The organism is Rhizobium jaguaris, assembly GCF_003627755.1.
Classification (GTDB): domain Bacteria; phylum Pseudomonadota; class Alphaproteobacteria; order Rhizobiales; family Rhizobiaceae; genus Rhizobium; species Rhizobium jaguaris.
The window spans coordinates 61,047-74,104 of sequence record NZ_CP032695.1; the positions used below are offsets into that span (position 1 = coordinate 61,047).

Consider the following 13,058-nt stretch of genomic DNA (forward strand, 5'->3'; position numbering starts at 1 on the left):
TCTGTGCGATCAATCTTTAATGCGGCATGGGCGGTCCTATTCGGCGTGGCCGTCCATCTCCTAAAGACGCTCGAGCCGGCGCGATTTCGACATGCTCCCTTGGTTTTATTTGTCTGCTGGAAGGTTACTCGGCAAAACAATTCCTATAAGCGTTGCTGATGTCGCGCGAGGCTATCGCGAAAGGATGCCGGTGCTCATCTCGGCACGGGATGATTTCTCAGCGCCAAGAGTCGTGGTGCCGTTGACGCCCACCCCGAAGGCATTTTCACCGATTTCGGCGTGTTCGCCGGCCAGCGGACCGCGGCCATTTCCAGTGCTCGCGCCGCCATTCCTCTACGCGCTCATCCATATCGATGCTTCCCCTTTCCGTGAGGATTTTGAGTGCGGCGTCATGCTGCTCCCTGCTGACTTCCTGCACGGTCACAAGGACGCCTCCGCGTCGAAGCGCCTCCGCATAGTTTTTGCGCTGCTCCTCGGTAAAGAAGAACCCGTTCAAGGCGTCGACGAAACCGATATGATCAATCGGCGCTACGTCGGGCCGGTTTCCGGGCGTCATGGTGATGGCATCTTTCGGTATGCCGGCCTCCATGAGTTCTTCGGACGCCTTTTCAGCATCGGACTCGTCGTCAAAAAATGCGCTGAGCGCATGCGAACCAGGTCTACCTGCGATCTCCATGGTGTTTCTCCATCGCTATAACCTAATGTCATAACGACCGGGGTAGTTCGCGGTTCCCCCGGCTCCTGGGCCGCTATCCTGCGGTGGTATCGCCAGAACGCGATCGCGTCCTTCATCCGCAGTGATGCGATCACCAAGACGATGAGGCATGTCGCCATGACATGCCCACCGCCTGCTATGATCCTCACGGCCGAAAAAGCATCAGCCGCAGTCGTGGGGAGGAGACTCGGCGGCCTCGCTTACTTGCGGGTAGCCGTGCCGCTCATCTCGAAGAGGTCCTTGAATTGACGCGGCTGACTGCGGAGATATTGATTGGCCGCGCGCACCTGGGCTCCCAGTTCGGCGGCCGCATGCCATGGCCAGCGCGGATCGTAGAGAATGGCGCGCGCGAGTGCGATCAAGTCGGCGTCGCCGGTCGAGACGATCGCCTCGGCCTGCGTTGGCTCGGTTATCAACCCGACGGCAACAACTGGCATGCGAACGGCCGCTTTGACGGCGCGGGCAAGCGGCACCTGATAGCTCGGTCCGATCGGAATCTGCTGCGCTGGGTGGAGGCCGCCGCTGGAGACATGGATTGCATCGCAGCCGCGGGCATCGAGCACCTTCGCGAAAGCAACGATCTCATCGACGGTCAAGCCGCCCTCGACCCAATCCGTAGCCGACACCCGCATGGTGACCGCTTTATCGGACGGGAAGGCGGCACGCACCGCATCGAACACCTCCAGCGGAAACCGCATCCGGTTCTCCAGCGAACCGCCATACTCGTCCTCACGCCGGTTCGAGAGCGGCGACAGGAACTGGTGCAGGAGATAGCCGTGGGCTCCGTGAAGCTGGACGAAGTCGAGCCCAAGTCGGCCGGCGCGGACGGCCGAGGCCGCGAAGGCGTCGCGAACCCGCCGCAACCCGTCGCGATCCAAGGCGGTCGGCGCAACCCTGCCCTCGGCAAACGGCACGGCGGAGGGCGCCTGCGTCTGCCAGCCGTGTGGTTTGCCCGGAGCGATCTGCGCCCCTCCGAGCCAGGGTACTTCGGTCGACGCCTTGCGGCCGGCATGGTTCAACTGAATTCCGATCGGCATGTCCGACCAGCGCCGGAGGCCCTCCAACGTCTTGCGCATGGCCGCTTCGGTTTCATCGTTCCATAGCCCGACATCCGCCCAACTGATGCGGCCTTCCGGAAGAACCGCTGTTGCTTCGATGGTCAGCAATGCCGCTCCCGAAAGGGCAAGCTGGCCGAGATGGATCAAATGCCAATCGTTCATGCACCCGTCTTCCGCCGAATATTGGCACATGGGAGCGATCACGATGCGGTTGGCCAAGTCGAGGTTGCGGACGCGGAGCGGAGTGAAAAGGGCGGGCTGGGCCATTAGGATTTCCTTTGTTTGGTGCGCGTGAGCGGGCGATTGCGGTGAATAACTCTTCGTAGCGTCCTGGCTGTGGTGCTAGCTAAACTGCGGGATGACGTCCGACACAAGTTCCTGCATTACCTCCTCTGCCGGCCGTTTGTCGCTTGTCAGGTTGAACATGATGTGTTGGGCGCCCATTTCGCGCAATGCCAGAAGTTCCTCGATCAGTCCGTCCCGGCCGGCCCGCAGACCGAGGTCGAGCTGCTGGGCTGGCGCACGGTTATTGTCTTCAAGCTGCAGACGAAGAGATGATGCAAACGCGGGCGATTTCGTCGGATCGACCTTCTGCACCGCCGCGCGCCAGATCGCATAGCGGTCACGCTGCCTTGCGAGAGGTCTGTAATAGGTTGCCCAGGCGCAGGCGTTGCGGGCGATCCAGCCTATCGTCTGTCCAGCGGACCCGACCGCCAGCATGGGAATGCTTCCGTGCATTGGTCTCGGGCGAATTTCGGAGCCGGTGTTGGCCGTAGCACCTGAAGGGTCAGTGCGCCCGTCATTGTTCAACAACCCGGAGATCCGCTCCCAATTCTCCCGGAACCGCTCTGCAGCATCCGACAGCTCCTGTCCGAACGGGCGAAACTCCCCCGGTCGATCGCCTGAGCCCAGCCCAAGCAGAAAGCGGCCTTTCGACATATGATCGACGGACGCCGCTCCCTTGGCCGTGTGGATGAAATGCCGCAATGGGGAAACGATGGCGCCGGTAACAAGGGTGATCCTATCGGTGGCGGCGGACAGCGCGCCGAGGTGAACCCAGGGGTCCATATGTTCGACCGGGTCGGGATAGTCGGGGCTGTTCAAGGGCACGTCCCGGACCCAAACGGCACTGAATCCCAGCCGGTCGGCCAGCCGGGCGAAATCGAGTTGCGCACGCAGATCCGGCCTGGTCTCGGCGGTCCGCGTCAGAGGAAGCACAAAACCGAACGAAAGCTTGCCCGGCTTGAAGACCGCCTCAAATGCCGGATGCTGCCTTGGGTTCTCCATTCACACTCTCCTTCGTCGGCGCTGCAGCACCGACGACCTATAGGACATAATTGTTATCTGGGAGCGAAACGAGGCATCCTTGCTTCGCCGCACCGGACCAAGCGTTCATCTTCCGCGCGGAGCGGTTCCGATCCGCGCAGGATATCAGGCGACCAAATCAACTGAACGGACCGGCGTTTCATTTTCGTCGGATATCTTATGACCGGGCAACCGGCAGCAATGTCCGCTTCTCGATCCGACCCGCAACCGAGAAAACGAGTAGATCGGTGTTCTGACCGATCCTGTCGCCGCTCATCAATCTGACGATATCGTCGACGCCGCCGACCGGCGTGCCGTCGATCGCCAGGATGTAGTCGCCGTCTCGCAAGCCGGCACGCGCGGCCGGACCGTCGGGTTCCACCCGCCTCACGCGCACTGAAGTTGCCTGGCCGGTGCCGGCTTCAAGCGCGATCCTTCGCGGCAGCTCGATTGTATCGCCGGCGATCCCGATGAAGGCGCGCCTGACCTGGCCGTAGCGGAGTATCTCCGAGACCACGAAGTTTGCCGTATTGGAAGCGACCGCGAATGCGATGCTTTGGGCGCCCTGGATGACCGCCGTATTGACCCCGATGACCTCGCCGCCGGAAGACACCAGCGGTCCTCCGGAGTTGCCGGGATTGAGCGCTGCATCCGTTTGAATGACGTCGTCCATCAGGCGGCCGCTCGCAGACCGCATCGAGCGGCCGAGCGCCGAAACGATACCGGCGGTCACCGTCCATTCGAAGCCGAGCGGATTTCCGATGGCGATCGCGATATGGCCCCTGCGCAAACGCTTGGAGTCCCCGAGCCGAGCCCAGGCTCCGACGCCGGAGTTCGCACGGATGAGAGCGATGTCGGTATCGATGTCGCGTCCAAGGACGCGTCCCTCCGTGACCGAGCCGTCCGGCGTGGTGATGCGGACGATCTTGGCGTCGTCGACAACATGATTGTTGGTGACAATCAGCCCGTCCGGCGAGACGGCAAAGCCGGAACCATGCCCGCCCCTGCCGCCAACCCGCTCGATCCGGCTGACTGCCGGTCCGACCGTGTCCACCGCACTTGCTATGGATTGAGAATATGCATCTATCAGTGCCCCGTCGTCCGCAGGCACTATGTCCTTATCTATGTAGCCCATCGTTTGATCCTCAAACAGCGGCGCCCATCGTCGCTGCCGCCAGCGGACCGATCACACGGATGCCTGGTTCGCCATGGCGCTCTCGTTAAGGATTAAATGGATGGGCGTCGGCTTGCGTTCAAGTCGCGATGCCGGTCTCGATCGCGCCATTCGTTGTGGGCCATTTAATTATTGTCATAATCATTAGGATAGCAGTTGTTTCGGCCGGCTGAGGCGCTTACACCGGTGATAATCCTTCGCAACATAATTATTTAGCCGCTCCCGGAGACCCGATGGCCAAGAAAACCTCTGCCCGCACCAAGACCGGGAAACTGGCGGACTTTATGTGCTTTGCGATCTATTCGGCCAATCTTGCCTATTCGCGGGTCTACAAACCGGTTCTGGAGGAGCTTGGCCTGACCTATCCGCAATACATAACGATCATCTCCCTGTGGGAAGAGGATCGGCAGACGGTCAAAGGGCTGAGCGAGAGGCTGTTTTTGGAGCCGAGCACCATGACGCCGATGCTGAAGCGGTTGGAGGTCATGGGCTATCTCCGGCGTACCCGGGATACGGACGACGAACGCAACGTTCGGATTTCACTGACCGATGCAGGCCGCCGTGTTCGAGAGAAAGGCTTAGGCTTCGCCGAGGTGACGGCGAAAGCCTCCGGTCTAACGGCAGAAGAATTCCTGCTCCTGCAGAAGGCCGTCACAGGACTTCGCGACCATCTTGTGACGGCCAGCAGGGGAAAATCCGGTTAGACCAGGTTGATCACGACATCGATATTGCCGCGGGTGGCCTTGGAATAGGGGCACGTCTGGTGCGCGGCGTCCACGAGCGCCTGAGCCACATCGTGCTCCAGGCCCGGCAGGCTGACGTTGAGACGGGCCTGCAGGAAATATGCGCCGTCGATGAGGCACAGATCCACTTCGGCGTCGATGGCCGCGTCAGCCGGGACGGCGACCTTCATCTTGCGGGCAGCAAGTCCGATCGCGCCTTCGAAACATGCCGACCAGCCGGCAGCGAAGAGTTGCTCCGGATTGGTGCCGGCGCCGGAGGTGCCGGGGGAGGAAAGCTTGACGTCCAGGCGTCCATCCGAGCTGCGCGACGCGCCGTCGCGGCCGCCGGTGGTGTGGGTCTTGCCGGTGTAGAGTACCTTATCGGTCTGGGTCATAATCTCTGTTCCTTTGAAGCGGTTGATGGCGCCCCCTTGGGACGCAATGACTGCTCACCAGCCATTGTCCGCATAAAGCGGCAGCGACGTATCCCGCATGTGTCCGGATTAAGCAGAAGTGTAACGGAGTGTGGGAGGGTGGCGGCTCTTGTACATTGTCGTACAAAGCAGGGTCGCGAACATCTGAGATACGTCGGGGCTTTCACTCGAAAGGGCAGCCGAGTGATACGAGTTCGAAAAACTCCTCCGGCTTGATGTCAGAGGAGCTTTATTTCGGCAGATAATAGAATTCGCGAAGCTCAGTCGTGGCCCCACAAGGCAAGGCTTCGGCGCTTCCGTCAGCCCTGTTGGTCCGAGATCAGAACCGGCTTTTCCCTGAAGGACTGGGGAAAGAGCTTCCTCAGATTGTCGACTTTGGGCTGCTCGTTGATTGCGATATAGAGCTGGCTCGGATTGTTGGCCATATAGTCCTGATGATAGGCCTCGGCCTTGTAGAAGGGTTTACCGGGCTCGATGGTCGTTGCGATCTTCGCCTTGAAGACATGGGCCGTTTCCAATTGGGCGATATAATCCGATGCGACTTTCTGCTGCTCTGCGTCGACCGGAAAGATCGCGGAGCGATATTGCGTGCCGCTGTCCGGGCCTTGCCGGTTGACCTGCGTGGGATCGTGGGCGACCGAGAAATAGATCTGCAGCAGCTTGCTGTAGCTGATTGTCTTCGGATCGAAGACGATTTGGATGGCTTCGGCGTGGCCGGTGGTTCCGCTTTCCGTCAGCTCGTAGTTCGCGGTCTCTGCGCTGCCGCCGGCATAACCTGACGTTGCGGCAATGACGCCCTCGACATGCTGGAACACGCCTTGCATACCCCAGAAACAGCCGCCGGCGAACACGGCGGTCTGCGGGCCGGTGGCGTTTGCCGCATCATGAATCGCAGGCGGCACCAATCGCGGCTCCTCGGCGGCTGACGAATTGCCGAGAAGCGGCGCTCCGAAAAAGCCAAGCAAGCCGCCGGCAACGAGAACGGGACGTAGGGTCCCGAAACGGGTGATAAACCTAGAATGCGTTCTGGACTGCATCGTTCTGCGCCTCATCCAAAGGTGAATACGTAGGCTTGGACGCCGGAATCAAGGAAGCGAACCGTGAAGGTCCGTTCCCCGACATCGCCGGCCTGGCGCACGAGCTGATAGAGGCGTGTTTCGGTGATCGTGCCGTTACCCTCGGCGTCAGTGTCGGCGCCATGGCTTGCGCCGGGCGCCTTGCCATCGACCGTGACCTGAAACCGCACCGGCTTGCCGTCGGCGCCGGGGCCGAGAACGAGGTGCAGGTCACGCGCACTGAAGCGATAGGTGATGCCACCGCCGGCCTTGTTGAGCGTCGCCTGCTCGGGACCGATGGTCCAGTTGCCGGAGAGGCCCCATTCGTTGAGACCGGGTTCGCCGGTGGTGTAGTCCTGGGCGGCATTCCCGTTCAGACCTTCCGGCGATACGAAGTTCGAGGCTTCCTTGTAGCCGATATAGGTCTCACCGGATCTGATATTGCCGAGATCGGGTGCTGCTTCCGCGCCTCGCGCATTCGGCGTGACCATGCTGTTTTCGGGCATCTGGCTGCCGGCGTCTGCCAGTAGCTCCTGGATGACCTTTTCGGAGGTGTCGTATTCCCCCTCCCCGAAAACGTGATGTCGGATCTGCCCCTTGGCATCGACGAAATAGAGAGCCGGCCAGTAGCTGTTCTGGAATGCCTGCCAGATCCTGTAATTGTTGTCGATGGCGACGGGATAGCCGATTTCGAAGTCCTTAAGGGCTCCCTTGACGTTGTCGATATTCTTCTCGAAAGCGAATTCCGGCGCGTGCACACCGATCACGACCAGCCCCTGGTCGCGGTATTTTTCCGCCCAGGCTTTGATATAGGGGATCGTGCGGATGCAGTTAATGCAGGAATAGGTCCAGAAGTCCACCAGCACGACCTTGCCGCTCAGTTGCTCGGCGGTCAGCGGCGGCGAGTTCAGCCACTCGACGGCGCCATCCAGAGAAGGAAGCCGGCCTTCGACGGGAAGCCTGCTCCTGAAGCGAGGTTTTGTGGCGGCCATCATCGGTGTGTTGCTGGCCACCATAGTTGCCGCCTGGTCCCGGCGATCGGCGTTGAAATTATCGAGAACGGCCTGCTCGAATGTCGAGGTGCTGGCATAGGACAGGCGCGCCAGAAACCCTGTGTCGAGGCCAAGTGCAATCGCCGCGACACTGGCGAGGACCGCCGCGCCGAGCGCTTGGCGCACTCTTTCGCCGGAGCCAAGAGAGCTTTTCATGGCCGCGAAGACCCGGCTGCCGGCCAGAATAGCGACGGCGAGCGATGTCGCCGCACCTGCCGCATAGGCCAGGAGCAGCAAGGTCGTATGGGCATTCGCCCCCTGAAGGGCGGCACCCGTCAGGATGAGGCCGAGGATTGGACCGGCACAGGGTGCCCATAGCAGCCCGGTTGCGATGCCGAGAACCAGAGAACTTGCAACCGTGGAGCGGGAACGTTGGCCAGCCGAATTCATGAGCCTGTTTCCCAAGGCCACGATTGGCCGGGCGAGCACTGTGGCTATCTGCGGCGAGACAAGGGTCACACCGAAGACAGCAAGCAATGCGATGGCGGCATAGCGGCCATATTGATTGGCGTGAACGGCCCAGCCGCCGCCGACTGCCGCAAGCGTCGCAACAGCGGCAAAGGTCATCGCCATGCCGGCAAGCATCGGCAAGCCACTTCTAACGAAAGGCTGCCCGGTACGGGTGAAGACAAAGGGAAGAATGGGGAGAATGCACGGACTGAGGATCGTCAGCACGCCTCCGAGATAGGCAATGACAAGAAGTGTCATCATCGTGTCCTTTCAAGGATTGATCGGGCGCCAGGGCGCAATGGCTGATGAGCGGCCATTGACCGCATAAGGGGGAGCTGACGTATCCCCCATGTGTCCCGATCGGGCGAAAGTGTAACGAAGTGTTCGAAGAGAGTGGGCCGCTACGTTGGGATACAAACGTAGCGCGGCCTTGCACCCGTCAGCGGATGGTGATTTCCGCCGATAGCCCGCCGCCCACGCGATTGCGCAATGCGAGCGAGCCGCCAATCGCCTGAGCAAGCTGTCCGGCGATCGCCAATCCCAGTCCGGTTCCCCCGGTTCCCCGGCTTCGGGATTGTTCGAGCCGGAAGAAAGGCTGCATCACGGCATCGAGCTGATCCTCCGGAATGCCGGGACCGCGATCGAGCACCTTTATGAGAACTGCCCCATCGCTGTCCTTCTGCACGGATATCTCCGCCGTACCCGCGAATTTGAGGGCGTTGTCGATGAGATTTGTCAGGATCCGCCGCAGAGCATGCGGCCGGGTGACAACCGCGCCGTCGACTTTGTCGGCGACCATCACGGCCTTGCCGGTGTCCTGGTAGTCATAAGCGAGGCTCTCGATGAAGGAGCCGATGTCTATGCGGGAGGGTTTCTCGGTATTTCCGTGGGCGCTACGCGCATAGGCCACCCCTTCATGGACAAGGCGCTGGATCTCGGCCAGGTCCTGAACCAGTTTTTCCTTCTCCGCAGACTCTTCCGCGATCTCGGCGCGAAGCTTCATGCGCGTGATCGGCGTTTGGAGATCGTGCGAGATTGCCGCAAGGATCTGCACTCTTTCTTCAAGATAGTGGGCGATCCGGTCGCGCATCGCGTTAAAGGCGCGGGCGGCATGGGCGACTTCGCTTGGCCCCGACTCAATCAAGCGCGGCGTCTTCTTGTTCGGGTCAAGCGCGTCGGCGGCATTGGCCAGATCAGCAAGCGGACGGAGCGCCTGGCGGACGACGAGCCAGGTGCAGAGAATGAGGAGACCGAGTTGCAGGAGAAGAACAATGGGCAGCCATTGAGCCATCGGCATGATGGGTGCGGGGTTGACGTCGATCGTCAGCGGATTGCCGTCGTTCAGGGTCAGGTGGGCTTGGAGCCGTTTGCCGTCACCCGGTATCGACTCGAACCTGATGGGAAAACGCTTGCCGACGGCATCCTGTATTTTTCCGGCAATCTGCCTGCCCTGATCAGTCATCGCGGGCACGCCGGGAAGGCCTGGACCAAGCACAAATCGATAGGTTCCGCGGTCGAGGCGGTCCAGCCAATCGGCGCGCTCGGCCGCGGGTAGACGGTCGAGAACGGCGATCGAGGTCGCCACATCGCTCTCCAGCGTGTTGAGCATCACCGTCTTGGCCGTCAGGTAGCGTTCCAAGGACTGGACACCGAAGGTAAGCCCCTGCGCAAGCATCAAGCCGGCGAGAAGGATGAGAAACAGCCTCGATCCCAAGGTGCGAGGCCAAGGCCGAAATCCGCGAAACCCTGCGACGGCGCTCATTGACGCAGCTCGGATATTTCGACCGGCACCGCGAACACATAGCCCTCGCTACGGACGGTCTTGATGTAGGCAGGCTCGCGCGCGTCGTCGCCGAGGCGCTGACGGAGCCGGCTGACCAATAGGTCGATGGAGCGGTCGAACAACTCGGCATCACGCCCTTGCGTGAGGTTCAGGAGCTGATCCCGGTTGAGAACGCGTTGCGGATGGTCGATGAACACACGGAGCAAACGATATTCCGCGCCGCTCAGCGCGATGACGGTTCCTTCGCGATCAAGCAAGTTGCGACCGGTCGTGTCGAGCTGCCAATCGCCAAAGGACAAAAGCTGGCCGACTTCCGTCACTTGAAGATTCGGCGGAAGCATGCGCGTCCGGCGCAGGATTGCCTTGATACGGGCTAGCAGCTCGCGCGCGGCAAAGGGTTTTGTCAGATAATCATCCGCTCCCATCTCCAAGCCGATGATCCGATCCGTTTCGTCATCGCGTGCCGTCAGCATCAGGATCGGCGTCGACTTGTGCTTGCCGGCGCGCAGCTCTCGGCAAAGAACTAGGCCGTCATCGCCGGGCATCATCACGTCGAGGACGATGAGATCGACAGAGTTTGCTTCCAGAAACGCCCGCATATGCCGGCCGTCCGCCGCGACGGTGGTGCGCAGCCCGTTCTTTTTGAGATAGTTCGAAACCAGCTCACGGATTTCGCGATCGTCATCGACGATCAGGATGTGGTCGATGTGATCCATCGTCGGGGGCCTCTTTTCTGCGGACGGCGCAACAGCAATTTTTGAACGGCCACTGAACGGATTGTTGCCGGTAGGTCAACAATGCCGCCGCTGTTCAAACCGGGCAACCGCGTTTCGCTTATCACATTAATAATTATGACAAAACAAATGTATAGGCGTTTGCCGGGGATAGGCATCAGGGGGAGCTTGAGCCCCTGATAACGCCAGCATGGTATTTTACACCACTGCTGGCGACGTGCTCCGAGGATTAGAATTTGTCGACGTCGATGATCGCCTGGGCGAAAGCTTGCGGCGCTTCCTGCGGCAGGTTGTGGCCGATGCCGCCCTCGATGGTTCTATGCTCATATTTGCCCGTGAATTTGTTGCGGTAGGCTGCCGGTTCGGGATGGGGCGCACCATTCGCATCGCCTTCCATAGTAATGGTGGGCACGCTGATCACCGGAGCCTTTGCCAGCCGCTGTTCCAGATCGTTATACTGCGCCTCGCCTTCCGCCAGCCCCAGCCGCCAGCGATAATTGTGAATGACGATAGCGACGTGATCCGGATTGTCGAAGGATGCGGCGCTGCGGTCGAAGGTCGCGTCGTCGAAGTTCCATTTCGGTGATGCGATCTGCCAGATGAGCTTGGCAAAGTCGTGCCGGTATTTGGCGTAGCCTGCTTGGCCGCGTTCGGTTGCAAAATAATACTGGTACCACCATTGCAGCTCAGCCTTCGGTGGTAGCGGTGTCTTGCCGGCTTCCTGGTTGCCAATCAGATAACCGCTGACAGAGACCATTGCCTTGCAGCGCTCCGGCCAGAGCGCGGCGAGAATGTTGACCGTGCGGGCGCCCCAATCGAAACCGCCGAGGACGGCTTTCTGAATTTTCAGGGCATCCATCAAGGCAAGGATATCGACAGCCACGACCGACTGCTGGCCATTGCGGACCGTATCATTTGAAAGAAAGCGCGTCGTGCCATAGCCGCGCAGATAGGGAATGATCACGCGGTAGCCCTGCGACGCCAACACGGGAGCGACGTCGACGAAGCTGTAGATATCATAGGGCCAGCCATGCAGAAGAATGACCGGCGGACCATCGGCGGGGCCAGCCTCGGCATATCCGATATTCAGCAGACCGGCATTGATCTGCTTCAGGGCGCCAAAGGTCGTGCTGGTTCCCGGCTTGACCGCGGGCAAAGCCGTCGGCTTCGTCTGGGCCGACTGTGCTTGTGCGACGCCGAGCATACCGAGCTGCGCGGCGGCGATGGTCATAGCCGCGGTACCAAAAAAACGGCGGCGGTGATGGTTGATATTTTCGGACATTGCTCTCTCTCCAATAGGATCAGGCGTCGTCATAAAGAAACCGCTTCCATGTATCCGGGATGTGTCGTGATCTCATAGGCTTTGAATGCCGATGTAGCTTTCGGACGTTCGGATACAATTGGTTACAAAGGACCGCGTCTTTGCGGTCGGCCTCTCCACCTGCCTGACTGCACGTCGGATCTGCGACGGTCATCATTTACCCCGGTGGTTCTGTAAGCGGAAGCAGCCTCGGCCGTGCTCGCTGTGTTCCAATGTTCCCCGCGGGGAACTCTCCCAACGGTCGAGTGGTATGTAAGAACTAGGTAAAAGAACGGTGGCCCACGCTGTTTGGTAGAGTGGTGGAGTGGTGTGTCGGCTGGCGGCGGCCACAAAGCCGCCGCTCTACGGTCAGCGGATCGCCACGCTATTGCCCTACAGAAAACGTTTGAGAGCCACATTGTCGCCGGTTCGTTCCTCAACCCTAACCGACGGCTTAATCAATGCGATATGCCGCCGTTCACTCTGCGCCATCAAAGAGGCGTTCTCTCCCTGCGCTACAAAGAGGAATGAAGATGATTACTCGTTATATCACCGCTACATCGTTGACCGCTGCAGCCTTGAGCCTAATGTTTCTTGGCAATCCTGCGTCCGCACAGCAGGCAACGCAAGAAAAGCAGCCGGCCCAAGAGCAACCAGGTACCCAGGGCGCGCCTATCAGCGATCAGAAAATCCAAGCTTTTGCCGTCGCGTATCTCCAGGTAGACAAGATCAGGCAGGAATATTCAGCCAAGATCGGAGCGACGCCGGATGCGACCGCGAAGCAACAGCTACAGGCCGAAGCTGGCAAACAGATGGTACAGGCTGTTCAGACCTCACCGGGCATGTCGGTACAGGAATACAACTCAATTCTAACTGCTGCGCAGAAGGATCCTGCGCTCGTTAAGAAAGTTCAGGAAAAGATCCAGCAGGCCGCGCCTGCACAGCAATCCGCACCTGGACAGCAGCCTGCGCCTGCACAGCAGTAAGCGGCGCTACGACCGACAAGCAAATTGATCGACAACGCCGGCCGCGTTGAGCATCGCAAACTCGACGCGGCATCGGTCAGTGTGATTTTGTCGCAATTGCTTAGACGAAAATGTTCTAATTCGATTTGTGCATTCCATACTGAACCGAAAGTTCCCCGCGGGGAACACGGCCGTATGACGGTTGTCAGTGGCGATAGAATCGAGTTATCCCAATACCTACGCCAAATATTGGCAATATCGGCGTTTCGCGTAACTACGCGATCCTTCATCAAACGTTAACCATCGAGGCG

At 60.1% G+C, this 13,058-nt stretch carries 12 protein-coding genes; 2 read left to right on the forward strand and 10 right to left on the reverse strand.

Features of this window, described 5'->3' with window-relative positions:
* Positions 1 to 265: 265 nt before the first annotated feature.
* The 4 genes from CCGE525_RS22395 to CCGE525_RS22410 all read right to left on the reverse strand — a co-directional run bounded on the left by CCGE525_RS22395 (position 266) and on the right by CCGE525_RS22410 (position 4,213).
* Positions 266 to 676 (reverse strand): hypothetical protein, encoded by a 411-nt coding sequence (locus CCGE525_RS22395; protein WP_205587501.1) that lies wholly within the window; start codon positions 674 to 676, stop codon positions 266 to 268.
* Between the two features lie 239 nt (positions 677 to 915).
* Positions 916 to 2,040 carry an NADH:flavin oxidoreductase/NADH oxidase gene (locus CCGE525_RS22400; RefSeq protein WP_120706594.1) on the reverse strand — a complete coding sequence of 375 codons (1,125 nt, stop codon included), beginning with the start codon at positions 2,038 to 2,040 and terminating at the stop codon, positions 916 to 918.
* Between the two features lie 75 nt (positions 2,041 to 2,115).
* Entirely contained in the window at positions 2,116 to 3,060 is a 945-nt protein-coding gene (locus CCGE525_RS22405; protein WP_120706595.1) for a TIGR03571 family LLM class oxidoreductase, read from the reverse strand.
* Positions 3,061 to 3,256: 196 nt separating this feature from the next.
* Positions 3,257 to 4,213, reverse strand: coding sequence for a S1C family serine protease (locus CCGE525_RS22410; protein WP_120706596.1), 957 nt, complete (start codon positions 4,211 to 4,213; stop codon positions 3,257 to 3,259).
* A gap of 272 nt (positions 4,214 to 4,485) precedes the next feature.
* Here CCGE525_RS22410 and CCGE525_RS22415 point away from each other — a divergent pair, with 272 nt between their 5' ends.
* On the forward strand, positions 4,486 to 4,956 hold the full coding sequence (locus tag CCGE525_RS22415) for a MarR family winged helix-turn-helix transcriptional regulator (protein ID WP_120706597.1): 471 nt from the start codon (positions 4,486 to 4,488) through the stop codon (positions 4,954 to 4,956).
* Here CCGE525_RS22415 and CCGE525_RS22420 read toward each other — a convergent pair.
* From CCGE525_RS22420 to CCGE525_RS22445, 6 genes are all read right to left on the reverse strand, one after another.
* Positions 4,953 to 5,369 (reverse strand): organic hydroperoxide resistance protein, encoded by a 417-nt coding sequence (locus CCGE525_RS22420; RefSeq protein ID WP_120706598.1) that lies wholly within the window; start codon positions 5,367 to 5,369, stop codon positions 4,953 to 4,955. The genes CCGE525_RS22415 and CCGE525_RS22420 overlap by 4 nt on opposite strands.
* Positions 5,370 to 5,707: 338 nt before the next feature.
* Entirely contained in the window at positions 5,708 to 6,445 is a 738-nt protein-coding gene (gene msrA, locus CCGE525_RS22425; RefSeq protein ID WP_120706599.1) for a peptide-methionine (S)-S-oxide reductase MsrA, read from the reverse strand.
* A gap of 11 nt (positions 6,446 to 6,456) precedes the next feature.
* Complete coding sequence (locus tag CCGE525_RS22430) at positions 6,457 to 8,223, reverse strand: cytochrome c biogenesis protein DipZ (protein ID WP_120708570.1); 1,767 nt, start codon at positions 8,221 to 8,223, stop codon at positions 6,457 to 6,459.
* Between the two features lie 181 nt (positions 8,224 to 8,404).
* A complete protein-coding gene (locus tag CCGE525_RS22435; protein WP_120706600.1) occupies positions 8,405 to 9,727 on the reverse strand; it encodes a sensor histidine kinase in 1,323 nt (440 codons plus the stop codon).
* Entirely contained in the window at positions 9,724 to 10,464 is a 741-nt protein-coding gene (locus CCGE525_RS22440; protein WP_120706601.1) for a response regulator, read from the reverse strand. The genes CCGE525_RS22435 and CCGE525_RS22440 overlap by 4 nt, the downstream gene beginning before the upstream one ends.
* A 247-nt stretch (positions 10,465 to 10,711) precedes the next feature.
* Entirely contained in the window at positions 10,712 to 11,764 is a 1,053-nt protein-coding gene (locus tag CCGE525_RS22445) for an alpha/beta fold hydrolase (RefSeq protein ID WP_120706602.1), read from the reverse strand.
* Positions 11,765 to 12,315: 551 nt separating this feature from the next.
* Between CCGE525_RS22445 and CCGE525_RS22450 the strand changes: the two genes are divergently transcribed.
* Positions 12,316 to 12,768, forward strand: a complete 453-nt coding sequence (locus CCGE525_RS22450) for a DUF4168 domain-containing protein (RefSeq protein ID WP_120706603.1) — start codon at positions 12,316 to 12,318, stop codon at positions 12,766 to 12,768.
* The last annotated feature ends 290 nt before the right edge of the window (positions 12,769 to 13,058 follow it).